The organism is Achromobacter sp. SD115 (assembly GCF_017355315.1).
Taxonomy (GTDB): Bacteria; Pseudomonadota; Gammaproteobacteria; order Burkholderiales; family Burkholderiaceae_B; genus Achromobacter; species Achromobacter xylosoxidans_B.
Window position 1 is genome coordinate 24,938 of record NZ_JADIJM010000016.1, and the last position, 22,825, is coordinate 47,762.

Below are 22,825 nucleotides of genomic sequence, written 5' to 3' on the forward strand. Positions count from 1 at the left end.
CCCCATGTTAATCGAGTTTGACCAGGCGGTTGTTTCCACGCCCCAGGCGCAAGTGCTGAATGGGGTGAGCCTGACGCTGGCCGAACGCCGCATCGGCATCGTCGGCCCCAATGGCGCCGGCAAGAGCACGCTGGCGCGGCTGATCAACGGATTGGTGCTGCCTTCCGCCGGCAGCGTCAGGGTGGGCGGGCTGGACACCCGCCGCGACCTGAAGGCCGTCCGTCGCCAGGTCGGTTTCGTATTCCAGAATCCCGAAAATCAGATCGTCTTCCCCATCGTCCGCGAGGACCTGGCGTTCGGCCTGAAGCATCTGGCCCCGGACCGGCAACAACGCGAGGCCCGCATCGATGCCCAATTGAGCCACCTGGGCGTGGGCCATCTGGCGGACCGGACCAGCCACACACTGTCCGGCGGTGAACGCCAGTTGGTGGCGCTGGCCGCGGTGCTGGTGATGGAGCCGGCGCTGATCGTGTTCGACGAACCCACCACCCAGCTGGATCTGCGCAACCGCAATCGCGTGCGCGACGCCATCGCGGGCCTGCCCCATGACGCCATCGTCGTCAGCCACGATCTGGAGCTGCTGGAGGATTTCGACCGTGTCGTGGTGGTGCGCGACGGCAATATCGCGGCCGACGACAAGCCGGCCGCGGCGCTGCGCTGGTACCGGGAGCACTGCGCATGATGGAACCGTTGTACGTCGCGGGCGACTCCTTCCTGCACCGGCTGCCGGCGTGGCTGAAGCTGCTGGCGCTGATGGCGGCGGGCGCGGGCCTGTTCCTGTTGCGCGACCCGCGCTGGCTGGCGCCGGCCTTCCTGGTCGCCGCCGTGTTGGTCTGGTCGACGGGTGTCGCCGCGATCGCCGTCTGGCGGCAAATCAAGGGCTTGGCCTGGGTGCTGGTGGCCATCGGCGCGTTCACCGCCTGGTTCCAGGGCGGGATGGAGGCGCTGGCCGTGCTGCTGCGCGTGGCGGCGATGGTAGGGCTGGCATTGGCGGTCACGCTCGCCACCCGCACGTCCGATCTGATCGCCGTCTGCGAAAAGGCGCTGATGCCGCTTGAACGCATGCGGCTGGTGGATGCCGGCAAGGTCGCGCTGGCCCTGGCGCTGGCCCTGCGTTTCGTGCCCGAGATCTGGCGCAACTTCCAGGAAATCCGCGAAGCGCAGGCGGCCCGCGGGCTGGGCGCCAATCCCGTGGCGCTGATCGTGCCCTTGATCGTCCTGACGCTGAAAAGGGCGCAGGAAGTATCCGAAGCAATAGACGCGCGCAGCCACTGAGGGCCGCGCGCCCTGTTCCATCTCCCAAAGGGGAAAAAACCGTGAAATCCAGTAATACCGTGCTGATTGCGCTGTTCGCGGCGCTGATCGTGGTCCTGAGTCTGATTCCGCCGATTCCGCTGCCGGCAATTCCGGTGCCGGTCACGCTGCAGACCCTGGGGGCCATGCTGGCGGGCGCGATGCTCGGACCCGTCCGTGGCGCGCTGGCCTGCCTGCTGTACCTGGCGCTGGCGGCGGTCGGGCTGCCCGTGCTGCCGGGCGGCCGGGGAGGGTTGGGCGCCTTCTTCGGGCCAACGGGCGGCTTCCTCGTCGGCCTGGTAGTGGGCGCCTTCGTGACAGGCTGGCTGGCGCGCAGCCTCGCGGGACGCGCCGTTGGCGGCTGGGCGAAGTTCGCCGGCTATGTGCTCGCATGCGTGGTCGGCGGCATCGCCGTGGTCTACGCCTGCGGCGTGCCATGGCTGGCCGCGGTGACGAAGATGGGCTTGGCCAAGGCTGCGATGGCGGTAGCTGTATTCCTGCCCGGCGACTTGGCCAAGGCCGTGGTCGCGGCCTGGGTGGCGTCGCGGGTTGAGCGCGTGTGGCCGATGTTGGGGCGCTGAGACGCGCGCCGCTTTCCAAGGGAATCCCCCAACTGACGGCTGGCGAACTTATCTAGTACAAGTTCGCCATTAACGAATGCGTTTGCTAAAACGTGTTTTGGGTAGCACATCAGGGAATTACCGGAGTTGCGCATCGTCATCTGATACTGTTTTAACCCTATAATATTTTTTTCTGTATAACTTTAACTAGGCTCGCCTTAGCCTCGACCGAGGCGCACAAGAGCCACCACAGGAGACAAAAATATGCGCAAGCACTTCGGCTTGTCCGCGGCGGCTGCCGCCATTGCCCTGGCCCTGCCGCTACTGGCGAGCGCCCAGGTCAAGGTCGGCGTGACCGTGTCCAGCACCGGCCCCGCCGCGTCGCTGGGTATCCCCGAGCGCAACACCGTGGCCCTCCTGCCCAAGGAAGTGGCCGGCCAGAAGATCGAATGGATCGTCCTGGATGACGCTACCGACACGACGCAAGCCGTCAAGAACTCGCGCAAGCTGGCCACCGACGACAAGGTCGACGTGCTGATCGGCACCTCGGTCACGCCGGGCTCGCTGGCCATGGTCGACGTGGCCGCCGAAGCCAAGGTGCCGATGATCAGCGTCGCCGCCAGCGCCAAGATCGTCGAACCCGTGGACGACAAGCGCCGCTGGGTCTTCAAGACCCCGCAGAACGACGCGCTGATGGCCGGCGCCCTGGCTGACGCCATGGCCAAGTCCAAGGTCAAGACCCTGGGCTTCATCGGCTTTGCCGACGCTTACGGCGACGGCTGGCTGGATGTGATGCAAAAGGCCGCCAAGGCCAAGGGCATCGAAATCGTCGCCATCGAGAAGTACAGCCGCACCGACACCAGCGTGACGGGCCAGGTGCTCAAGCTGGTCGGCGCCAAGCCCGACGCCATCCTGATCGCCGGCGCCGGCACCCCGTCGGCCCTGCCGCAGAAGGAACTGAAGGCCCGCAACTACGGCGGCACCATCTACCAGACGCACGGCGCCGCCAACAACGACGTGCTGCGCGTTTGCGGCAAGGACTGCGACGGCATGCTGCTGCCCGCCGGCCCGCTGCTGGTCGCGGCTCAATTGCCGGACAGCAACCAGGTCAAGAAATCGGCCCTGGCCTATGTGGAGGCCTACGAAAAAGCCAACGGCGCCGGTTCCACCAACACGTTCGGCGGCCACATGTGGGACGCCGGCCAGTTGGTCGTGGCCGCACTGCCGGTGGCGTTGAAGTCGGGCGCCAAGCCCGGCACGCCGGAGTTCCGCGCCGCCATGCGCGACGCCCTGGAAGGCGTGAAGGACCTGGCCGCCTCGCAAGGCGTGTTCAACATGTCGCCGACGGACCACGCCGGCTTTGACGAGCGCTCGCGCGTGATGGTCAAGGTGGAAGGCGGCAAGTGGGTCTACCAGCCCGGCCTGTAATCCCCAGGATCGCCCGATCCAAGGGTGCGCAAAGCGCGGCGGCGCCCGCCGCGCGGCACCCCAGCAATGCTTCGCACCGGCCTTTCCGGCCGGTGTGTCGTATCAGTGTCCCGGGTGCGGCCGGAACACCAGAATAAATAAGGTTGTTAGATGGATTCCACAATTGCGCTGATCCTGCTGCAAGACGGTGTCGTCAACGGCGCCATCTATGCCCTCCTGGGCATGGCTCTGGTGCTGGTATTCGCCGTTACGCGCGTCATTTTCATTCCCCAGGGCGAGTTCGTGGCGTTCGGCGCCCTGACCCTGGCCATGCTGGTGGACGGCAAAGTGCCGGGCACCGCCTATCTCCTGCCGCTGCTGGGCGTGGTCTGCCTGGCGCTCGAGCTGCTGCGCGCGCTGCGCACCCGCAGCGCCGCCGCGCTGCCCAAGGCCATCGTGACCTGTGTGGTCCTGCCGCTGGCGCTGCTCTGGCTGACCGTGACCTACACCGCGCCCGGCAATTCGCTGTGGTTGAACATGCTGCTGACGCTGCTGCTGGTGATCCCGATGGGTCCGATGGTCTATCGCATCGTCTACCAGCCGCTGGCCGAAGCCACCGTGCTGGTGCTGCTGATCGTTTCCGTGGCCGTGCACTTCGCGCTCACCGGCCTGGCGCTGGTGTTCTTTGGCGCCGAAGGCTGGCGCACGCCGGCCTTCGTCAGCGGGCAGATCGACCTGGGCTTCATGACCTGGTCGGCGCAAAGCCTGTTCGTGGTGGCGACCTGCGCCATCCTGATCATCGGCCTGTGGCTGTTCTTCGGCAAGACGCTGTACGGCCGCGCGCTGCGCGCCACGGCCGTCAACCGCCGCGGCGCCCGCCTGGTTGGCATCAGCACCACCATGTCCGGCAGCCTGACCTTCACGCTGGCCGTCGCTATCGGCGCCATGTCCGGCATGCTGATCGCGCCCATCACCACGGTGTACTACGACACCGGCTTCCTGATCGGCCTGAAGGGCTTCGTCGGCGCCATCATCGGCGGCCTGGCCAGCTACCCGGTGGCCGCCGCGGGCTCGCTGCTGGTGGGCGTGCTGGAATCCTTCTCGTCCTTCTGGGCCAGCGCCTATAAGGAAGTGATTGTCTTCACCCTGATTATCCCGGTTCTGGTGTGGCGTTCGTTCAGCACCCATCACGTGGACGAAGAGGAATAAACGTCATGAACCGCATTTTGCTCGTCCTCTTTCTCGTCGTCCTGGCGGGCCTGCCGCTGGTGTCGGCCACGCCTGAATTCTGGGTCACGCAGCTCAATTACATCGGGCTGGCCAGCCTGGTGGTGCTGGGCCTGGTGCTCCTGACCGGCGTGGGCGGCCTGACCTCGTTCGGCCAAGCCGCGTTCGTGGGCCTGGGCGCCTACACCACCGCCTACCTGACCACGCAATACGATGTCTCGCCCTGGCTGGCGCTGCCGGCCGGGCTGATCCTGACGGCCGTCGTGGCCTATTTGCTGGGCGCCATCACCTTGCGCCTGTCGGGCCACTACCTGCCGTTGGGCACCATCGCCTGGGGCCTGTCGCTGTACTTCCTGTTCGGCAACATCGACTGGCTGGGCAAACATGACGGCATCGCCGGCATCGAGCCCATCAGCATTTTCGGCATGTCGCTGGCCAGCGGCCGCCACATCTATTACCTGATCTGGGTGTTCGTGCTGCTGGCGCTGTGGGCGACCCGCAACCTGCTGAACTCGCGTCCGGGCCGCGCCATCCGCGCGCTCAAGAGCGGCGCCGGCATGGCCGAATCCATGGGCGTGAACACCGCCGCCTACAAGGTCGTGATCTTCGTCTGGGCGGCATTGCTGGCCTGCGTCTCCGGCTGGCTCTACGCGCACATGCAACGCGCCGTCAGCCCCAGCCCGTTCGGCATCAACTACGGCATCGAGTATCTGTTCATGGCGGTGGTCGGCGGCGCGGGCTACGTCTGGGGCGCCTTGCTGGGCTCCAGCGTCATCCTGGTGCTGAAGGACCAGCTGCAGAACCTGTTGCCCAAGCTGCTGGACACCAACGCCAACTTCGAGATGATCGTCTTCGGCGTGTTGCTGATCCTGATGCTGCAATACGCCCGCAACGGCCTGTGGCCGATCCTGGCGGGCTGGTGGGGCAGCATCACCGGCGCCGACGGTTCGCGCCGCAACCTGGCGCCGCCCGCGCCGGCGCCGGCCTTGCCGACGCGCGCGCGTCCGCAAGCCGGCCAGGTGGTGCTCGAAGTGGATGCCATCCGCAAGGAATTCGGCGGCCTGGTCGCGGTCAACGACATTTCCTTCAAGGTCGCCTCCGGCGAAATCATGGGCCTGATCGGCCCGAACGGCGCCGGCAAGAGCACGACCTTCAACTTGATCAGCGGCGTGCTGCCGGTGACGCGCGGCAAGGTCACGTTCATGGGCCAGCGCATCGACAGCCGTTCGGCGCGCGACATCGCCAAGCTGGGCGTGGGCCGCACCTTCCAGCACGTGCAACTGCTGCCCGGCATGACGGTGCTGGAGAACGTGGCGCTGGGCGCGCACCTGCGCTCGGACGTCGGCGTGCTGGCGGGCGCCTTGCATTCGGATCGCGCCCGCGAGGCGCAGCTGTTGCACGAAGCCGCCGAGCAGATCAAGCGCGTCGGCCTGGGCGAGTACCTGTACGAGCAGGCGGGCAACCTGGCGCTGGGCCAGCAACGCATCCTGGAAATCGCGCGCGCCTTGGCCGCCGACCCGGTGCTGCTGCTGCTGGACGAACCCGCCGCCGGCCTGCGCTACAAGGAAAAGCAGGACCTGGCGCGTGTGCTGGAACAGTTGCGCGCCGAGGGCATGAGCATTCTGCTCGTCGAACACGATATGGATTTTGTGATGCGTCTGACCAACCACCTCGTGGTGATGGATTTCGGCACCAAGCTGGCTGAAGGCGTGCCGGCCGACGTGCAAAAGAACCCGGCGGTGCTGGAAGCCTACCTGGGCGGCATCGATGACGACCTGCCCGAAGCGGACCAGGCCAAGCCCGTGTCGGCAGGAGGCGTGTGATGAGCGCTCCCGTACTCGAAGTCACCAACCTGTCCGCCCGCTACGGCAAGGTGGGCGCGCTGGTGGGCGCCTCGCTCACCGTGCCCGCCGGCAGCATCGTCACCGTGATCGGCGCCAATGGCGCCGGCAAGTCAACCATGCTGAACGCCATGATGGGGGCGCTGCCGCAGACCGGCCACGCGGCCGGCACCGTGCAGTACGCCGGCACCGACGTGTCGGGCTGGCAGGTCGAACGCCGCGTCGCGGCCGGCATGTCGCTGGTGCCCGAGCGCCGCGAACTGTTCGGCACCATGTCGGTGGAAGACAACCTGCTGCTGGGCGGTTTCCGCCGCTACCGCGCCCGCGAAAGCGGCTGGCGCGACACGCTGAACGAAGTGTTCGACCTGTTCCCGCGGCTGCGCGAGCGCCGTGCGCAGCAGGCCGGCACCCTGTCGGGCGGTGAACGCCAGATGCTGGCCGTCGGCCGCGCGCTGATGGCCAAGCCCAACCTGCTGATGCTCGACGAGCCCAGCCTGGGCCTGGCGCCGCGCATCGTGCGCGAGATCTTCCACATCATCGCGCGCCTGCGCGAGACCGGCGTGGCGATCCTGCTGGTCGAACAGAATGCGCGCGCGGCGCTGCAAGTGGCCGACTACGGCTACGTGCTGGAAACCGGCGAGGTCATCCTGCACGGTCCGGCGCGCGAACTGGCCGGCGACCCCAAGGTCATTGAAAGCTATCTGGGCCTGGGCAAGGGCGGCGAGCAAAGCTGATCGACCCCAAGCGCCTGAAGGGCCGGACGCCGCGAGGCATCCGGCTTTTTTTATCGCTCGAAGACTTCGACCACCCGGAAGCGTTCGCACGCCAGCATCATGTCCGGCGCATAACCGCCGTTGCGGCCGAAGTAGGCGATGTGCGCGTCGCGCCAGGCCTCGTAGGGGCCTTCCCCTTCGGCCAGCGCGAACGCTTCGTCGACCTGGTCGAAACGCTGGATCAGCACGCTGAGCGTCTCGATCACGCAGGCGGGGCGGCCCAGGCCGTCCAGCACCACGTCGCGCCGGCCGGCCTGAGGCACGGGTTCCTGTTCATTGAAATCGCGCAGCGCGCCGCAGGTGGCCGTCTTCGTGCCGGCCAGCACCAGCGCCAGCAACTCGTCGGCCAGTTCGGGCGAATCGCCGAACTGGAAGGTCACGGCGTTCTCATAGGGGGCGGGCGGTTTCATGTCAGCGCTGTCCATTGCAGTATCAGCTCCTGTCCCATCGCGGGGTCGGAAGTGGAGGGGGCGCCGGTTTCGATGCGTCCGGCCAGGCGGCGAGTGTAGGTCGGGTCGCCGCTGTCACGCACCGTCAGGTCATACCAGCCGGCGCTGCGGGTCAGGTCCCAGGCCAGCCTGACCGTCTCGCCGGCGGCAAGCGTGGCGTCGTCTTCGCGGGGATGGCCATAGGCGTTGGCCTCCACCCGGAACGAGCGGGCCTGCGGGGCGGGGTTGCGTAGCGTCAGTTGCAGCGACGCGCCCGGCCCCTGATAGCTGGCCGTGACTTCCAGCGGTTGCAGGCCGGCGCGGCCGGTGCAATGGCGGTGGAAGCCGTTGGGACCCAGCACCCACAGATCGTAGCGGCCATTGTCGGCAGCGGTCTGCCATGCGCCTTCCAGCTGCTTGCCCGCTTCCACGGTGTAGCGGCGCGGGCCGCGCTCCAGGTGCAGCCGGTCATACACATGCAGCACCGCGCCAGCCGCGCCGGTGTTTTCGAAGCGCAGCGTCACGCGCTCGCTGTCCACAGCCGCATGGACCTGCAGCGCGTAGGGCAGCGGACGCGATGGGCGCGTGCCGGCCTGTTGCCGCGCCGGTCCCGGCTGCAGCGGCGCGGGCGGTGTGACCGTGCCGGGCAACGCCGAGGCGAGCCCGGCGCGTTCGGCCGTGGCTGGCAAGCCGCTGGGCAGGCCAGCGCCGTCCGGCGCGGAAAAATCGAAGATGGAGGTCAGGTCGCCGCACACGGCGCGGCGCCACGGCGAGATATTGGTCTCGGCCACGCCGAAGCGCTGCTCGATGAAGCGCAGCACGGAAGTGTGGTCGAACACCTGGGAGTTGACCCAGCCGCCCTTGGTCCAGGGCGACAGCACATACATGGGCACGCGAGGACCCAGGCCGTAGACGCCGTGCAAGTGGGCGAGGGTGTCGTCCTTTTCCGCGCCGGCGACGATCTCGTGATATTCGCCGCGCGTATCCGCCGTGGAGGCCCCGGCCAGCGCGCCCGAGGCATCGCGCGAGGGCGGCGCAGGCGGCGGCATGTGGTCGAAGAAGCCGTCGTTCTCATCGAACATCAGCAGCAGGACGGTCTTGCTCCAGATCTCGGGGTTGGCCGTCAGCGCATCCAGCACGCGGGCCGTGTAATCGGCGCCCTGGGCCGGGCTGGACGGGCTGGGGTGCTCGGAGCCGGCCTTGGTCGCACAGATCCAGGACACTTGCGGCAGGGTGCCGTCCAGCACGTCCTGGCGCAGCAGGTCCAGGTCGCGGGTGGTGAGCGCCTTGTCCTTCAGCGCGGCCACTGACCCGGGCAGGCCTTGATAGGCATCGCGGTAGGCCTTGAACCCGGCGGTGGGGTTGAGCGAATAGTTGTCCGCCATGTTCTGGTAGATGCGCCAACTGACGCCCGCCGCCTCCAGCCGCTCGGGATAGGTCGTCCAGGTATAGGCGCGAGCCGGATCGCCTCCGGTGAGCTTGTTGTAGGTATTGCCCAAGGCCGGACCGTTGCCGCGGCCCAGGCCGTCGTTGGTGCCCGTCCAGACGAACAGCCGGTTGGTGTTGGTGCCGCCGGTGAACGAGCAGTGGTAGGCGTCGCAGACCGTGAAGGCGCGCGCCATGGCGTACTGGAAGGGCATGTCCTCGGCTGAGAAGTACGCCATCGAGTGGTTCTTCTTGGCGGCCGGCCAGTTGCCCATGCGGCCCGCGTCCCACGCGTCCTGGGCGTTGGACCAGGTGTGCGGCGTGCTGGCTACGCGCATGGTCTCGAAAGCTTCGCGCGTATCCAGGTGGAAGGGCAGCACCGTGCGCGGCGCGCCTTCATCGGGTTTGTCGTTGTACTGCGCCCAGACGGTGCGGCGGCGCGCGCCCGGGCTGTCCGGCACCGGTATGGGAAAGCGGTCGCCGAACCCGCGCACGCCCGCCAGCCCGCCGAAATAATGGTCGAACGAACGGTTCTCCTGCATGAAGATGACGATGTGCTCCACGTCGCGGATCGTGCCCGTGCGGCGCGCGGCCGGGATCGCGAGCGCGCGGCGGATGGACGCGGGCAGCAGGGCCAGGGCGCTGCCGGCGCCGGCCAGCGAGGCACCGCTGCGGAGAAAGTCACGTCGGGTCTGCATGAGGCATTCCTGAGAACGAAGCTGCCCGCACAGGGCGGGCAGCGTGGAGAGGCGGCTGGGGCGGCGGCGATCCTACTTCGCGCCGGTGCTTTCCGCGTAGTCCATGTACAGCTTGTGCGCGCGGCGGGCCATCGGGCCGTATTCCAGCTTGCGGTCCTCCACGCGGTTCACGTGCACTACCTTGCCGTAGTTGCCGGACGAGAACACTTCGTCGGCTTGCTCGATGTCGGCGCGGGTCAGGCTGCGTTCCTGCACGTCGGCGCCGTCGGCCTTCAGCAGGGCCAGCACGCGGCGGCGCGTGATGCCATTGAGGAAGGTGCCGTTGTCGGCCGGCGTGGACACCACGCCGTCCTTCGCGATCCACAGATTGCTGGTGGCGAATTCGGCGATATTGCCCGCGCCGTCCAGCATGATGGCGTTGTCGAAACCCTTCTCGGCAGCTTCGCGGATGGCGCGTTGGCCGTTGGGGTAGAGGCAGGACGCCTTGGCGTCGGTCGGCGCCATATTGGGCCAGGAACGCGCAAAGCTGGAGAAGCAGGCGGAGAAGCCCTGGTCGCCCGGCATCGGCACCTTGAACACATGCAGCACGAACTGGGTCTTGTCGGCGTCCGGCAGCAGGAAGCCGTCGGCGCAATAGAACATGGGCTTGATGTAGAGCTCGGTGCCTTGCGGGAATTTCGCGACTGCCTGCAGGCACAGCTGCTGGATTTCTTCCCAGCCGAGCTGGGGCTTCATCAGCATCTTTTCGGCCGAGCGCACCACGCGCTGGCAGTGCAGGTCCAGGTCCGGCGTCAGGCCGCGGAATGCGCGCGCGCCGTCGAACACCATGCTGGCCATCCAGAAGGCGTGGTCGGCCGGGCCGAGCAGTTTGGGGTTTTCAGTGGTCCAGTGACCGTTGTGCCAGAACAAGGCATCCATGGTTGTCTTCCTTCACTTGAATCGGGTTGGCGCTATCGGCGCGCCGAAACGTCAGGATACATGAGGCGGCGGCCGGGTTCCGGTTGTCATTCGCGCGCCAGCGCCGCCTGCACGCGGTCGGCCGCCTGCGCCGGCATCCATTGCCGCCAGACGGGACCATACTGCTTGAGGAAATAGCGCGCGGCGTCCTCGGGTTCCTTGCCTTCGTTTTCCAGCCAGCCCAGCGTGGCGTCGATGGCGTCGCTGGGCACGGTCAGCTTGCCCAGGAACTCGGCGAGTTGCGGCGCCTGCTTGGCGAACTGCGCATTCACGCCGGTGACCACGGGGTTGGGCTTGAACTCGGTGGCCACGGGATGGGCGCACTTGGGATCGGTCATGCAGGTGTAGGCGGCCTGGTCGAAGGCGGGCAGCTCCAGCTTCACCAGGTCCAGGGCCCCGACCAGCGAGGTGGGCGTCCAGTAGTAGAAGACGATGTCGCGCTTGCGCTTGTACGCGGACACGATGGCGGCCTTCTGCGCGGCGCCGGAACCGGGCGCGAACATCGCGTAGTCCTTTTCAAGCTTCAAGGCGCGCAGCAGGTTCTCGTTCAGGGTGCCGCAGGCCCAGCCTGCGGGGCAGCCGTAGATGCGGCCGCGCCCGGGCTCCTCGGGATCGGCGAAGACTTCCTTGAAGCGCGCCAGGTCGGCCGCGGATTTCAAACCGGGGTGACGTTCGACGGTGTAGCGCGGCACGTACCAGCCCTCGCCGGCGTCGTATACGTGGCCCACGCCCAGCACCTTGCCGCTGGCCAGGGCCTTCTTCCATGCGCCTTCGATCTGGCCGGGCCACACTTCCGGGGTGACGTCGACGTCGCCGCGTTGCAGCGCGGCCAGCATGGGCAGGGTTTCGCCGATTTCGACCGTGGTCTTGCAGCCGTAGCCATGTTCCAGCACGTAGCGTTCGATACCGGCCAGGACCAGGTTGGATTCCCAGTTCAGGCCGCTGAAGCGGACCGGCCGGTCGATTTCGCAGACGGGATCGGCGGCTTGTGCGGCCGCGGGGATGAGGGCGGCTGCCAGCGCCAAGGCGCCAAGGACGGGGGCGAGCGGATGCGGGTTGCGCATGGTCAGCACCTGTTGGGTTGGGTGCCGTTCATTGTACGGGTGCCAGCCGGCGCGCCAAATGAAACGGGGCCGCGGATTGCGGCCCCGGGTTACTTGCGTTGCCTGGATCAGGCGCGGGCGGCGCGCCGGCGGTTGATAAGGGCGCCGACCTCGCCCACGATGCCGCGGCGGAAGGCCAGCACGCAGATCACGAAGATCAGGCCGATCACGATGGTGACCGATTCGCCCAGGCGCAGGAACCAGTCCACGCCGGTCAGGCTGGCCATCATCTGGCCGAAGTCGCCGACCTTGTTTTCCAGCAGCACCACGATGAAGGCGCCGAGGATGGGGCCGGTCAAGGTGCCCAGTCCGCCGATCAGCGTCATCAGGATGACCAGGCCGGACATCTGCCAGGTGGCGTCGGACAAGGTGGCGGACACGAAGACCAGGGTCTTGGTGGCGCCCGCCAGGCCGGCCAGCGCGGCCGACAGCACGAACGCCAGCAGCTTGAAGCGGTCGACGTCGTAGCCCAGTGAGATGGCGCGCGGCTCGTTCTCGCGCAGCGCCTGCAGCACCTGGCCGAAGGGCGAGTTCACCGTGCGCCAGATGATGAAGTAGCCAATGATGAAGATGGCCATCACCACGTAGTACAGGTTCAGGTCCTTGGAAAGATCGATCAAGCCGAACAGGGTGCCGCGCGGCACGCTTTGCAGGCCGTCCTCGCCGCCCGTGAACTTCGCCTGCAGGAAGAAGAAGAACACCATCTGCGACAGCGCCAGGGTGATCATGGCGAAGTAGATGCCGCTGCGGCGGATGGCGATGGCGCCCATCGCCAGGCCCAGCAGCGCCGCCACGGCCACGCCGAACAGCAGGCCGATCTCGGTGGGGAAGCCCCACACCTTGAGCGCGTGGCCGGTCGCGTAGGCCGCGCTGCCCAGGAAGGCGGCGTGGCCGAACGACAGGAGGCCGGTGAAGCCCAGCAGCAGGTTGAATGCGCACGCGAAGAGCGCGTAGCACATGATCTTCATGGCGAAGATCGGATACACCCCGACAAAGGGAAGTATGGCCACCACGACGGCCAGTACCGCATAGCCCAGGAATTGACGATTCATTTTTCTTTTCCGAACAGCCCGGCCGGGCGGATCAACAGAACGATGGCCATGATGATGAACACGACCGTGCTGGAGGCCTCGGGCCAGAACACCTTGGTCAGTCCTTCAATCACGCCCAGGCCCAGACCGGTCACGATGGCGCCCATGATGGACCCCATGCCCCCGATCACGACCACGGCGAACACGACGATGATGAGGTTGGAGCCCATCAGCGGAGAAATTTGCAGCACGGGCGCGGCCAGCACGCCGGCAAAGCCCGCCAGCGCCACGCCGAAGCCATAGGTCAGCGTGATCATGCGCGGCACGTTGACGCCAAAGGCCTCCACCAGCCGCGGGTTCTCGGTGCCGGCGCGCAGCAGGGCGCCCAGGCGGGTGCGCTCGATGACGAACCAGGTTGCCAGGCACACCACCAGGGAGGCCGCCACGACCCAGCCGCGGTAGTTCGGCAGGACCATGAAGCCCAGGTTGGTGGCGCCGCGCAGCGCGTCGGGCGTGGGGTAGGGTTGGCCCGAGACGCCGTAGAAGCTGCGGAACAGGCCTTCTATGAGCAGCGTCAGGCCGAAGGTGAGCAGCAGCCCGTACAGGTGATCGAGCTTGTACAGGTGCCGCAGCAACAGCTTTTCTATGATGATGCCGAACAGTCCGACGATCAGCGGCGCCAGGATCAGCATGACCCAGTAGTTCAACCCCAGGTAGGACAGCCCCATCCAGGCGACGAACGCACCCAGCATGTAGAGCGCGCCGTGCGCGAAGTTGATGACGTTCAGCAGCCCGAAGATGACGGCCAGCCCAAGCGACAGCATGGCGTAGAAGGAGCCGTTGACCAGGCCTAGCAACAGCTGGCCGAACAAGGCCTGTATGGGGATGCCGAAAATGTCAGTCATCTTGTGAAAATCCTGCGCGTACGAATGGAAGCGAGCTAGTCAAAACCTGACCTGGTCAGAATGCGACCCGGCGTGAAGCAAGAGCCGGTCAAAAACGCGGCCCGGCGTGTAGGTTCGCCGGGTCGCGTCTGGGATCACCCGAGCTGGTTTACTTCTTGACCAGCTTGCAAGTGGACTCGGACAACTTGGTGTAGACCTCGTCGCCGGGCAGCGTCGCCACGACCTTGTAGTAGTCCCACGGGGCCTTGGATTCAGCTGGCGTCTTGACCTGCATCAGGTACATGTCGTGGATCATGCGGCCGTCTTCGCGCACGTAACCGCCTTGCGCGAAGAAGTCGTTGACCTTGTTCGACTTCATCCACTTCATCACGGCGTCGCCGTCGTCCGTGCCGGTGGACTTGATGGCGTTCAGGTAGAAGGCCGTGGCTGAGTAGTCGCCCGCCTGCAGCATGGAAGGCTTGCGGCCGACCTTGGCTTCGAACTTCTTGGACCAGGCGCGCGAGGCGTCGGATTGGTCCCAGTACCAGCCGTCGGTCAGGTACATGCCCTGGGTGGCTTGCAGGCCCAGCGCATGCACGTCGTTGATGAAGACCAGCAGGCCGGCCATCTTCATGGTCTTGGTCACGCCGAATTCATTGGCGGCCTTGATCGAGTTGATGGTGTCGCCGCCGGCATTGGCCAGGCCCAGGATCTGCGCCTTGGAGGCTTGCGCTTGCAGCAGGAAGGACGAGAAGTCAGACGCGCCCAGCGGCGCGCGCACCTGGCCCTTGACCTCGCCGCCCGCGGCCTTGACCACGGCCATGGTGTCGCGTTCCAGCGCGTGGCCGAAGGCGTAGTCCGCGGTCAGGAAGAACCAGCTCTTGCCGCCGTCCTTCACCACGGCGGAACCGGTGCCGCGCGCCAGGGCCACGGTGTCGTACGCGTAGTGCACGGTGTAGGGCGAGCATTGGGCGTTGGTCAGGTCCGACGCGCCCGCGCCGATCGCCATGAAGGGCTTTTTCTTCGCGGCGGCCACCCCGGCCATGGCCAGGCTGGTCGACGAGTTGGTGCCGGCGATGATGACGTCCACCTTTTGTTCGTCGAACCATTCGCGCACGCGCGCCGAGGCGACGTCGGCCTTGTTCTGGTGGTCGGCCGACACGACTTCGATCTTCTTGCCGTTGATCGAACCGCCGGCGTCCTCGATTGCCATGCGCACGGCTTCCAGACCGGCCTTGCCGTCGATGTCGGAATACACGCCCGACATGTCAGTGATGAAGCCGATGCGGATGACATCGTCGGAGATACCTTGCGCGTGGGCGGTTGCCCCAGCAAATCCCAGGCCCGCCATGGCCAGTGCAGCAGTGATGGTGTGCAGCTTCATGGGATGACTCCTCTCTTCCCTACGGTGTAGTGTTGCCGGATTTCCGGCGGATGACACAGGTTCTAGACGCCCAGCAGTTCGTTGAGCGTGTCCTGTTTTTCTGAAAGTTCTGCGGCTTCGAAGTGCTCGACGATCTGGCCGTGCTCCATGACATAGAAGCGGTCGGCCAAGGGCGCGGCGAAGCGGAAGTTCTGCTCCACCATGACGATGGTGTAGCCGCGCTGCTTCAGCGCCGTGATCATGCGCGCCAGCGCCTGCACGATGACAGGGGCGAGGCCTTCGGAGATTTCGTCGAGCAGCAGCAGGTTGGCGCCGGTGCGCAGGATGCGCGCCACGGCCAGCATCTGTTGTTCGCCGCCCGACAGGCGCGTGCCGGGAGAATTCCGGCGTTCCTGCAGGTTGGGGAACATGTCGTAGATTTCGGCCAGCGACATGCCGCCGCCCAGCGAGCCGACGACCGGCGGCAGCAGCAGGTTCTCTTCGCAGGACAGGCTGGCGAAGATGCCGCGTTCCTCGGGGCAATAGCCCACGCCCAGGTGGGCGATCTTGTAGGTGGGCAGGTCGATGGCTTCGGTGCCGTGGATGCGTACCGAGCCCTTGCGCGAACCCGTCAGGCCCAGGATGGCCCGCAGGGTCGTGGTGCGCCCGGCGCCGTTGCGTCCGAGCAGCGTGACCACTTCGCCTTGTCCAACGCGCATATCCACGCCGTGCAGGATATGCGATTCCCCGTACCAGGCCTGCAGGCCCGAAATTTCCAGTGCCGGGGTGCTCATGCGTGCGCTCCTTGAAGTTCGCCCTCGGTGGTGCCCATGTAAGCCTGCATCACGGCCGGATGGCGGGAGACTTCGGCGTACGATCCTTCGGCCAGCACGCTGCCACGCGCCAGCACAGTAATGGTGTTGGCGATGGAGGACACGACATTCATGTTGTGTTCCACCATCAGAATGGTCCGGCCGGCGCTGACGCGCTTGATCAGTTGCGTGACGCGGTCCACGTCCTCGTGGCCCATGCCCTGCGTGGGCTCGTCCAGCAGCATCAGCTCGGGTTCCATTGCCAGCGTGGTGGCGATTTCGAGCGCGCGCTTGCGGCCATAGGGCAGGTTTACGGTGGTCTCGTCGGCGAAGGCGCCCAGGTCGACCTGTTCCAGCAGCGCGCGGGCGGGCTCGTTCAGCGCCGCCAGCTGCTTGTCGCTTTTCCAGAAGTGGAACGACAGGCCGGTCTTGCGCTGCAGACCGATGCGCACGTTTTCCAGCACGGTCAGGTGCGGGAACACCGCCGAGATCTGGAAGGAACGGATCACGCCGCGCCGCGCGATCTGCGCGGGACGCTCGCCGGTAATGTCGATACCGTTGAACTTGATGGTTCCCGACGTGGGAGAGAGAAACTTGGTAAGCAGGTTGAAGCAAGTGGTCTTGCCCGCGCCGTTAGGCCCGATCAAGGCATGAATCTCGCCCCGCTTGATACGCAAATCGACCCCATTGACCGCGACGAATCCGCGGAATTCCTTGGTGAGGCCTTTTGTCTCCAGGATCGTGTCGTCCATGTTCGCTGCACCGGCGTTGTATTTATTTCGGTCTCCACCTGTCGTCGTTGCGTCAGGCCCCCGCAGGGTCCGGAAAACTGGCGAAGCCTCGCCGTTTTCTTATGAGTTGCCGGCGAGTATGCGCACCTATTTATCAAAATTCCATGAGGGTTTGTCATAGGTTTTGCAGTGCGGAATGGGCAATTGTCGGCAGGCCGACAATGCTTGCGCCACAAGGGAAGAGAGCCTTTCCATAATGGAAATGCAATGCAGCAAATATGCGTTGATCGTCATCAACGCGTCATGGATTCGATAGCGAGGGAAAACCCGGTTTGGCACAAGCCGGTGCCGGGTCGGCGTATCAGCGCACGCGCTGTTCAGGCGGGCGTTTTCTGCTTGAATTCGCAGAGATCGGAAATGCCGCATTGAGGGCATTTGGGTTTGCGCGCCACGCAGACGTAGCGGCCCAGCAGGATCAGCCAGTGATGCGCGTCCTGCATGTATTCGCGCGGCACGAACTTTTCGAGTTTCTGTTCGACTTCCAGCACGTTCTTGCCGGGCGCGATGCCGGTGCGGTTCGACACGCGGAAGATGTGCGTGTCGACCGCCATCGTGGGTTGTCCGAACGCGGTGTTGAGCACCACGTTGGCGGTCTTGCGTCCCACGCCGGGCAGGGCCTCCAGCGCCTCGCGGGTCTGCGGCACTTCGCCGCCATGCTGTTCGATCAGGATCTTGCAGGTGGCGATGGTGTTCTTCGCCTTGGTACGGTACAGCCCGATGGTCTTGATGTAGTCGGCCAGGCCTTCCTCGCCCAGCGCCAGCAGGGCCTGCGGCGTGCCGTAGGCAGGGAAGAATTTGCGCGTGGCGATGTTGACCGACTTGTCGGTCGCCTGCGCCGACAGCAGCACCGCGATCAGCAGCTGGAACGGCGTGTCGTATTCAAGCTCGGTGGTGGGGTGCGGGTTGGCGGCCTGCAGGCGGGCGAAGATCTCTCGGCGTTTGGCTGCGTTCATGATTGCGTGGGGTTGCGGCGGGCCCGGGCGCGGGCCAGCGCGGATTCAATGGCGGAACGCTTGCGGTCCTCGTCGCGCGCCTCGTCCGCGGCGGGCGCGGGCGCGCTGCTTGCCGCGGTCGTTTCGGGCGCCATCAGGCGCGCATTGTCGGCGGCCAGGCGCTCGACCCGCGCCAGGTGGCTGCGATGGCGCTGGCGGCTGATGGCGGCATCCTGCGCGCTCCAGGCGCGGCCTGCCGGCACCATCTGGATGCAATCGACCGGACAGGGCGCCACGCACAGGTCGCAGCCGCTGCACCAGTCGGCCAGCACGGTGTGCATGTGCTTGTTGGCGCCCACGATGGCGTCCACCGGACAGGCCTGGATGCACAGCGTACAGCCGATGCAATGCGCTTCGTCGATGCGTGCGACCAGCAGCGGCCCGGGTTCGCCGCGCGTGGCGTCCAGGGGCAGGACGGGGGTGTCGAGCAGGGCCGCCAGCGCGGCGATGCCTTCATCGCCTCCGGGCGGGCAACGGTTGATCGGGGCGGCGCCGTCCGCGATGGCGTCGGCATAGGGCCGGCAGCCGGTGTATCCGCACTTGGTGCATTGCGTCTGAGGCAGCAAGGCATCGATGCGGTCGGCTAGTGAGCGACAGGACATGGATGTGAAGAAGAACCCGTGGGGCGGGGCGCGAAAAGACAGAAGCCGGGGGCCTGAATGCAGATCGCGCGCAACCCATCAAACAACAGTGGTATTACCAGCCACCGTTGTTTGATGGGTTGCGCGCGTCGGAGGTCCGGGTTCTAGTCCCGCTTGACTCGCGCAGCACCCATCCTACGCAGATTGCCGGATGAATTCGGCAATTTTAGGACAGATCATTTCGCGCCAGCGGCGGCCAGAGAAAATGCCGTAGTGGCCGCAGTTCGGCGCCGTGTAGTGCGTCTTGCGCTCGGCCGGGATGTTCTTGCACAGCTTGATGGCGGCGCGCGTCTGGCCCTGGCCCGAAATGTCGTCCAGCTCGCCTTCGATGGTGAGGAGGGCGACCTTCTTGATGTCCGCCGGACGCACCAGCTTGCCGTCCACTTCCCAGGTGCCGTTGGGCAGCTGGAACTCCTGGAACACCATGCGGATCGTGTCCAGGTAGAACTCGGCGGGCATATCCAGCACGGCGTTGTATTCGTCGTAGAAGCGGCGGTGCGCTTCGGCGTCGCTGTCGTCGCCGCGCAGCAGGTCCAGGTAGAAGTCGTAATGCGACTTCATGTGGCGGTCGGGGTTCATGGCCATGAAGCCCGCGTGCTGCAGAAAGCCCGGATAGACCTTGCGGCCGGCGCCCGGATAGCGCGGCGGCACCGGATGGATGACCTGGTTCTCGAACCAGGAGTAGGGCTTGGTGGTGGCCAGGCGGTTCACCTGCGTGGGCGACTGGCGCGGATCGATGGGTCCGCCCATCATTACCATGCTGCGCGGCTGGCAGGGATCGTTGGCGGAGGCCATCAGCGAGACGGCGGCCAGTACAGGTACCGTGGGCTGGCACACGGAAATGACGTGCACGTCGGGGCCCAGGTGGCGGATGAAGTCCTGCACGTAGCGCACGTAGTCGTTCAAGTGGAACGGGCCGGCCGACAGCGGCACCATGCGGGCGTCGACCCAGTCCGTGACATAGACGTCGTGGGCCGGCAGCAGGGCGCGCACGGTATCGCGCAGCAGGGTGGCGTGGTGGCCGGACAGCGGCGCGACCAGCAGGACCTTGGGATCGTCCTGGCCCGCGTGGCGGACGTCGCGCTGGAAGTGCAGCAGGCGGCAGAACGGCTTGTCCATGGCCACGCCTTCGATGACACGGACCGACTTGCCCTTGATCTCGGTGGTGGGCAAGTTCCAGGCAGGCTTCTGGTATTCCTTGCCGATGCGGGTCATCAGCTCATACCCGGCTGCCATCTGGCGGGAGATCGGGGTATAGGCGAGAGGGCTGTAGGGACTGGAAAACAGCTGGGAACCGGCGTCCGTGAATGCTGCAAACGGAGTCAGGAAGGCGCGCTGCATTTCGTGCAATTGATACAGCATTTGAGAAAAGTCCTTCTGGGTCGTGCGTGTGTCCCGATTATTGCTCCGGGCACTAACGATATTTCTAAACAGCCTGAAGAAACGCCGACAAAAAAAGCAAATCTGTTGCTAAAAAGCGACCCAATGCCCATTGAGCACCAGTTTAGGGCGCTTTTTACACCGTGCTGTCATACCAAAAGGAGGGTTTATGCACTAAGTCGGACGAACCGAAGCTACCAGTAGTTTTCCACCGCCAGGTTGCCGGGGATGCCGCGGCGTCCGGGCTTGAAGCCGCGTTCGCCCAGCAGCTTGCGGGCGTCCGCCAGCATGTCGGGGTTGCCGCAAAGCATGATCTTGGCTTGGTCGGGATCCAGCGGCTGGCCTGCCAGTTGCTCCAGGCGGCCGTCGGCGATCAAGGTCGTCAGGCGTTCCCGCGGCATGCCGGGCAGGGCTTCGCGGGTGGCGATGGGCAGGTAGACCAGCTTTTGCGGGTCCGCCGCGAAGAATTCGGCCAGGGCCGGCTCAGCGCGCCAGGATTCGATTTCGCCGCGGTAGGCGAGCTCCGCGGCGGTGCGCACGCCGTGCACCAGGATGATGCGGCGGTAGGCGCGCCAGACGGCGGGGTCGCGCAGGATGGAAAGATAGGCCGACAGGCCGGTGCCCGAGGCCAGCAGCCAGAGATCGCCGCCGGGCGCAAAGCGCTCCAGGGTCAGGAAGCCGTAGGGCGTCTTTTCCACATAGAGGTCGTCGCCGGGCTGCAGCCGCGCCATGCGCGGACTGAACTGGCCTTCGGGGACCACGATGGAATAGAACTCCAGCCAGGGTTCGTGCGGCGCCGACACCATGGAGTAGGCGCGCCACAGCGTGGGTTCGCCTTCGGCGGCGCCGGCTTCGGGCAGACCGACCCGGGCGAACTGGCCCGGCTGGAACGTATACGCGTCGTCGCGCGTCACGCGCACGGAGAACAGCTTGTCAGGCACCCAGGTGTGGACGTGGGTTACGGTCTGGCGCGTGTATTTGGAGTCGTCGGTCATCGGCACATCGCGCGAGGCCGGCCGCCAGGCTGGGGCCGGCGTTCGCGGATTATTTTTCGAGGTATTGCAGCTTGTCCTGCTTGCCGTTCCATTCGTCGGCGTCGGGCAGGGGCTTCTTGGCGCGGCTGATGCTGGCGAATTCGGGAGAGAGTTCGGCGTTCAGCGCGATGAAATTCATTTGGTCCTGCGGCACATCTTCTTCGGCGTAGATGGCATTGGCCGGGCATTCCGGGATGCAGACGGCGCAGTCGATGCATTCGTCGGGATCGATCACGAGGAAGTTCGGACCCTCACGAAAACAGTCCACCGGGCACACGTCTACGCAGTCGGTGTACTTGCACTTGATACAGTTTTCGGTGACAACGTGGGTCATTCAGGAACTCCGGGAGCGGCGGCTTTTGTGTCTTGTTGGGCGGATTTTACCCAATGCCGCGCCGATGTGCCGGCAATACCCGTATTGACATAGTGGCCCTTCGCCCTTAATGGCCGGGGCTCTATGCTATGGTGTCGCGAAACGAAACGCGCCATCATGATAATCACTTCGCTGCTCGACACCGATCTGTATAAATTCAGCATGATGCAGGTGGTTCTGCATCAGTTTCCCGCTGCCCAGGTCGAGTACCGTTACAAATGCCGCACGCCCGGGGTCGACCTGCGTCCCTATCTGGATGAAATCCGCGATGAAGTGCGCCAGCTATGCCAGCTGCGCTTCACCGAGGACGAGCTTAAATATCTGGGCGGCTTGCGCTTTATCAAAAGCGACTTCATCGATTTCCTGGAACTGTTCCACCTGCCGGAGCGCTGCATCCATATAGAGGAAGGCGAGGGTCCGGGCGAAATCAGCATCGAGGTCAAGGGCCCCTGGCTGCACACGATCCTGTTCGAGATCCCCGTGTTGGCCATCGTCAACGAGGTCTATTTCCGCAACACGCGCAAGAATCCCGATTGGGAAGAAGGCCGCAAGCGCCTGCAATCCAAGATGCACCTGGTGCTGGACGATCCCGCGCTGGCTGACTTCCGCGTGGCCGAATACGGCACGCGCCGCCGCTTTTCCAAGGTCTGGCACGAGGAAATCGTGTCCACCATGAAAGCGCAGATGGGCGAGCATTTCGCCGGCACCAGCAATGTGCTGCTGGCCAAGCAGCACGAGGTCCTGCCGCTGGGCACGATGGGCCACGAATACCTGCAGGCCTGCCAGGCGCTGGGTCCGCGCCTGCGGGATTCGCAGGTGTACGCGCTGGAAGTCTGGGCCAAGGAATACCGCGGCGACCTGGGCATCGCGCTGTCGGACGTCTACGGCATGGATGCCTTCCTGCGCGATTTCGACATGTATTTCTGCAAGCTGTTCGATGGCGCGCGCCACGACTCGGGCGATCCCTTCGTCTGGGGCGAACGCCTGCTCGAGCACTACCGCAAGAACCGCGTGGATCCGCGCGCCAAGACGCTGGTGTTCTCGGATTCGCTGACCTTCCCGCGCGCCATCGAGCTCGCCCGCCAGTTTTCTGGCCGCTGCAAGGTGTCCTTCGGCATCGGCACCAATCTGACCAACGACCTGGGCCATGAACCCTTGCAGATCGTCATGAAGATGGTCCGCTGCAATGGCCAGCCGGTGGCCAAGGTGTCCGACGCGCCGGAAAAGACCATGTGCGACGATCCGGCCTACCTGGCCTATCTGCGCCAGGTGTTCCAGTTGCCTCCCGCCTGAGGGCGGCTCGGGGTAAATTGCGGGTTCTTCTGCATTGTTCCACCCAACCCACTCGAATCTAGGGGACTATTCATGAGCAGCATCAAGCGCTTCCACGTGGCCAAGCGCCTGTCCGACATGGCCGTGTACAACGGCGTCGCGTACCTGGCCGGCCAGGTGCCGGACGATTCCACGCTGGACATCACCGGCCAGACTGAACAGGTGCTCGCCACGATCGACCGCCTGCTGGCCGAAGCCGGCACCGACAAGACCAAGATCCTGATGGCCCAGATCTATGTGGCCAACATGAAGGAATTCGATGGCATGAACAAGGCCTGGGACGCATGGGTCGCTGACGGCAATTCGCCTCCGCGCGCCACCGTCGAAGCGCGCCTGGCCAATCCGGACTTCAAGGTCGAAATCGTTGTGACGGCTGCCGTCTAAGACGCCGCCCCGCGTCGGGCGCCAAGGGCGCCTGACGCCTGCGCGATGGCGGGCTCTCGCGTCCGCCACCCGCCTTTCTCTCCCCGCGTTGCGCTG

Annotated in this window: 23 protein-coding genes; 9 read left to right on the forward strand and 14 right to left on the reverse strand. The window is 65.6% G+C overall.

Going from position 1 to position 22,825, the window contains the following annotated elements:
- Positions 1-4: 4 nt before the first annotated feature.
- The 7 genes from IPU70_RS21235 (at position 5) to IPU70_RS21265 (ending at position 7,062) form a co-directional block, all read left to right on the forward strand.
- On the forward strand, positions 5-682 hold the full coding sequence (locus IPU70_RS21235; RefSeq protein ID WP_207470044.1) for an energy-coupling factor ABC transporter ATP-binding protein: 678 nt from the start codon (positions 5-7) through the stop codon (positions 680-682).
- A complete protein-coding gene (locus tag IPU70_RS21240) occupies positions 679-1,275 on the forward strand; it encodes an energy-coupling factor transporter transmembrane protein EcfT (RefSeq protein ID WP_207470046.1) in 597 nt (198 codons plus the stop codon). Before IPU70_RS21235 ends, IPU70_RS21240 begins: the two co-directional genes overlap by 4 nt.
- Before the next feature lie 41 nt (positions 1,276-1,316).
- A complete protein-coding gene (locus tag IPU70_RS21245) occupies positions 1,317-1,874 on the forward strand; it encodes a biotin transporter BioY (RefSeq protein ID WP_207470054.1) in 558 nt (185 codons plus the stop codon).
- A gap of 243 nt (positions 1,875-2,117) precedes the next feature.
- Complete coding sequence (locus IPU70_RS21250) at positions 2,118-3,281, forward strand: ABC transporter substrate-binding protein (RefSeq protein WP_013392181.1); 1,164 nt, start codon at positions 2,118-2,120, stop codon at positions 3,279-3,281.
- Between the two features lie 150 nt (positions 3,282-3,431).
- Entirely contained in the window at positions 3,432-4,469 is a 1,038-nt protein-coding gene (locus IPU70_RS21255; RefSeq protein WP_207470056.1) for a branched-chain amino acid ABC transporter permease, read from the forward strand.
- Positions 4,470-4,474: 5 nt separating this feature from the next.
- Positions 4,475-6,310 carry an ATP-binding cassette domain-containing protein gene (locus IPU70_RS21260; protein WP_207470058.1) on the forward strand — a complete coding sequence of 612 codons (1,836 nt, stop codon included), beginning with the start codon at positions 4,475-4,477 and terminating at the stop codon, positions 6,308-6,310.
- Positions 6,310-7,062 carry an ABC transporter ATP-binding protein gene (locus IPU70_RS21265; protein WP_207470060.1) on the forward strand — a complete coding sequence of 251 codons (753 nt, stop codon included), beginning with the start codon at positions 6,310-6,312 and terminating at the stop codon, positions 7,060-7,062. The genes IPU70_RS21260 and IPU70_RS21265 overlap by 1 nt, the downstream gene beginning before the upstream one ends.
- Positions 7,063-7,112: 50 nt before the next feature.
- On the opposite strand, the gene IPU70_RS21270 is transcribed toward IPU70_RS21265, so the two are convergent.
- From IPU70_RS21270 to fdxA, 14 genes are all read right to left on the reverse strand, one after another.
- Positions 7,113-7,511, reverse strand: coding sequence for an ASCH domain-containing protein (locus IPU70_RS21270; RefSeq protein ID WP_242702628.1), 399 nt, complete (start codon positions 7,509-7,511; stop codon positions 7,113-7,115).
- On the reverse strand, positions 7,508-9,652 hold the full coding sequence (locus IPU70_RS21275; protein WP_207470070.1) for a phosphocholine-specific phospholipase C: 2,145 nt from the start codon (positions 9,650-9,652) through the stop codon (positions 7,508-7,510). The genes IPU70_RS21270 and IPU70_RS21275 overlap by 4 nt, the downstream gene beginning before the upstream one ends.
- A 72-nt stretch (positions 9,653-9,724) precedes the next feature.
- On the reverse strand, positions 9,725-10,570 hold the full coding sequence (locus IPU70_RS21280) for a branched-chain amino acid aminotransferase (protein WP_207470072.1): 846 nt from the start codon (positions 10,568-10,570) through the stop codon (positions 9,725-9,727).
- 86 nt (positions 10,571-10,656) lie between these two features.
- Positions 10,657-11,673 (reverse strand): ABC transporter substrate-binding protein, encoded by a 1,017-nt coding sequence (locus IPU70_RS21285; protein ID WP_207470074.1) that lies wholly within the window; start codon positions 11,671-11,673, stop codon positions 10,657-10,659.
- A 107-nt stretch (positions 11,674-11,780) separates the two neighbouring features.
- On the reverse strand, positions 11,781-12,764 hold the full coding sequence (locus IPU70_RS21290) for a branched-chain amino acid ABC transporter permease (RefSeq protein WP_207470076.1): 984 nt from the start codon (positions 12,762-12,764) through the stop codon (positions 11,781-11,783).
- The gene (locus IPU70_RS21295) at positions 12,761-13,648 is read right to left on the reverse strand and encodes a branched-chain amino acid ABC transporter permease (protein WP_207470077.1); all 888 of its coding nucleotides are present in this window, start codon (positions 13,646-13,648) and stop codon (positions 12,761-12,763) included. Before IPU70_RS21295 ends, IPU70_RS21290 begins: the two co-directional genes overlap by 4 nt.
- A gap of 148 nt (positions 13,649-13,796) precedes the next feature.
- The gene (locus IPU70_RS21300; RefSeq protein ID WP_013392191.1) at positions 13,797-15,011 is read right to left on the reverse strand and encodes an ABC transporter substrate-binding protein; all 1,215 of its coding nucleotides are present in this window, start codon (positions 15,009-15,011) and stop codon (positions 13,797-13,799) included.
- 62 nt (positions 15,012-15,073) lie between these two features.
- Positions 15,074-15,784, reverse strand: a complete 711-nt coding sequence (locus IPU70_RS21305; protein ID WP_013392192.1) for an ABC transporter ATP-binding protein — start codon at positions 15,782-15,784, stop codon at positions 15,074-15,076.
- Positions 15,781-16,554, reverse strand: coding sequence for an ABC transporter ATP-binding protein (locus IPU70_RS21310; RefSeq protein WP_013392193.1), 774 nt, complete (start codon positions 16,552-16,554; stop codon positions 15,781-15,783). The genes IPU70_RS21305 and IPU70_RS21310 overlap by 4 nt, the downstream gene beginning before the upstream one ends.
- Positions 16,555-16,910: 356 nt before the next feature.
- Positions 16,911-17,546, reverse strand: coding sequence for an endonuclease III (gene nth, locus IPU70_RS21315; protein ID WP_054450563.1), 636 nt, complete (start codon positions 17,544-17,546; stop codon positions 16,911-16,913).
- The gene (gene rsxB, locus IPU70_RS21320) at positions 17,543-18,187 is read right to left on the reverse strand and encodes an electron transport complex subunit RsxB (RefSeq protein WP_207470079.1); all 645 of its coding nucleotides are present in this window, start codon (positions 18,185-18,187) and stop codon (positions 17,543-17,545) included. Before rsxB ends, nth begins: the two co-directional genes overlap by 4 nt.
- Before the next feature lie 174 nt (positions 18,188-18,361).
- Entirely contained in the window at positions 18,362-19,588 is a 1,227-nt protein-coding gene (locus IPU70_RS21325; protein ID WP_013392196.1) for a polyhydroxyalkanoate depolymerase, read from the reverse strand.
- 212 nt (positions 19,589-19,800) lie between these two features.
- On the reverse strand, positions 19,801-20,601 hold the full coding sequence (locus tag IPU70_RS21330; protein WP_207470081.1) for a ferredoxin--NADP reductase: 801 nt from the start codon (positions 20,599-20,601) through the stop codon (positions 19,801-19,803).
- Positions 20,602-20,650: 49 nt separating this feature from the next.
- Positions 20,651-20,974 (reverse strand): ferredoxin FdxA, encoded by a 324-nt coding sequence (fdxA, locus tag IPU70_RS21335; protein ID WP_013392198.1) that lies wholly within the window; start codon positions 20,972-20,974, stop codon positions 20,651-20,653.
- A gap of 156 nt (positions 20,975-21,130) precedes the next feature.
- Between fdxA and pncB the strand changes: the two genes are divergently transcribed.
- Together pncB and IPU70_RS21345 are read left to right on the forward strand one after the other, a co-directional pair.
- A complete protein-coding gene (gene pncB, locus IPU70_RS21340) occupies positions 21,131-22,306 on the forward strand; it encodes a nicotinate phosphoribosyltransferase (protein WP_207470082.1) in 1,176 nt (391 codons plus the stop codon).
- Between the two features lie 72 nt (positions 22,307-22,378).
- Positions 22,379-22,729, forward strand: coding sequence for a RidA family protein (locus IPU70_RS21345; RefSeq protein ID WP_013392200.1), 351 nt, complete (start codon positions 22,379-22,381; stop codon positions 22,727-22,729).
- Positions 22,730-22,825 lie beyond the last annotated feature (96 nt).

Bases quoted from the DNA above. Each gene is read 5' to 3' on its own strand.
- IPU70_RS21235 (WP_207470044.1), top strand. From the start codon at position 5: ATGTTAATCGAGTTTGACCAGGCGGTTGTTTCCACGCCCCAGGCGCAA.
- IPU70_RS21240 (WP_207470046.1), top strand. From the start codon at position 679: ATGATGGAACCGTTGTACGTCGCGGGCGACTCCTTCCTGCACCGGCTG.
- IPU70_RS21250 (WP_013392181.1), top strand. From the start codon at position 2,118: ATGCGCAAGCACTTCGGCTTGTCCGCGGCGGCTGCCGCCATTGCCCTG.
- IPU70_RS21255 (WP_207470056.1), top strand. From the start codon at position 3,432: ATGGATTCCACAATTGCGCTGATCCTGCTGCAAGACGGTGTCGTCAAC.
- IPU70_RS21260 (WP_207470058.1), top strand. From the start codon at position 4,475: ATGAACCGCATTTTGCTCGTCCTCTTTCTCGTCGTCCTGGCGGGCCTG.
- IPU70_RS21265 (WP_207470060.1), top strand. From the start codon at position 6,310: ATGAGCGCTCCCGTACTCGAAGTCACCAACCTGTCCGCCCGCTACGGC.
- IPU70_RS21270 (WP_242702628.1), bottom strand. From the start codon at position 7,511: ATGAAACCGCCCGCCCCCTATGAGAACGCCGTGACCTTCCAGTTCGGC.
- IPU70_RS21275 (WP_207470070.1), bottom strand. From the start codon at position 9,652: ATGCAGACCCGACGTGACTTTCTCCGCAGCGGTGCCTCGCTGGCCGGC.
- IPU70_RS21280 (WP_207470072.1), bottom strand. From the start codon at position 10,570: ATGGATGCCTTGTTCTGGCACAACGGTCACTGGACCACTGAAAACCCC.
- IPU70_RS21285 (WP_207470074.1), bottom strand. From the start codon at position 11,673: ATGCGCAACCCGCATCCGCTCGCCCCCGTCCTTGGCGCCTTGGCGCTG.
- IPU70_RS21290 (WP_207470076.1), bottom strand. From the start codon at position 12,764: ATGAATCGTCAATTCCTGGGCTATGCGGTACTGGCCGTCGTGGTGGCC.
- IPU70_RS21295 (WP_207470077.1), bottom strand. From the start codon at position 13,648: ATGACTGACATTTTCGGCATCCCCATACAGGCCTTGTTCGGCCAGCTG.
- IPU70_RS21300 (WP_013392191.1), bottom strand. From the start codon at position 15,011: ATGAAGCTGCACACCATCACTGCTGCACTGGCCATGGCGGGCCTGGGA.
- IPU70_RS21305 (WP_013392192.1), bottom strand. From the start codon at position 15,784: ATGAGCACCCCGGCACTGGAAATTTCGGGCCTGCAGGCCTGGTACGGG.
- IPU70_RS21310 (WP_013392193.1), bottom strand. From the start codon at position 16,554: ATGGACGACACGATCCTGGAGACAAAAGGCCTCACCAAGGAATTCCGC.
- nth (WP_054450563.1), bottom strand. From the start codon at position 17,546: ATGAACGCAGCCAAACGCCGAGAGATCTTCGCCCGCCTGCAGGCCGCC.
- rsxB (WP_207470079.1), bottom strand. From the start codon at position 18,187: ATGTCCTGTCGCTCACTAGCCGACCGCATCGATGCCTTGCTGCCTCAG.
- IPU70_RS21325 (WP_013392196.1), bottom strand. From the start codon at position 19,588: ATGCTGTATCAATTGCACGAAATGCAGCGCGCCTTCCTGACTCCGTTT.
- IPU70_RS21330 (WP_207470081.1), bottom strand. From the start codon at position 20,601: ATGACCGACGACTCCAAATACACGCGCCAGACCGTAACCCACGTCCAC.
- fdxA (WP_013392198.1), bottom strand. From the start codon at position 20,974: ATGACCCACGTTGTCACCGAAAACTGTATCAAGTGCAAGTACACCGAC.
- pncB (WP_207470082.1), top strand. From the start codon at position 21,131: ATGATAATCACTTCGCTGCTCGACACCGATCTGTATAAATTCAGCATG.
- IPU70_RS21345 (WP_013392200.1), top strand. From the start codon at position 22,379: ATGAGCAGCATCAAGCGCTTCCACGTGGCCAAGCGCCTGTCCGACATG.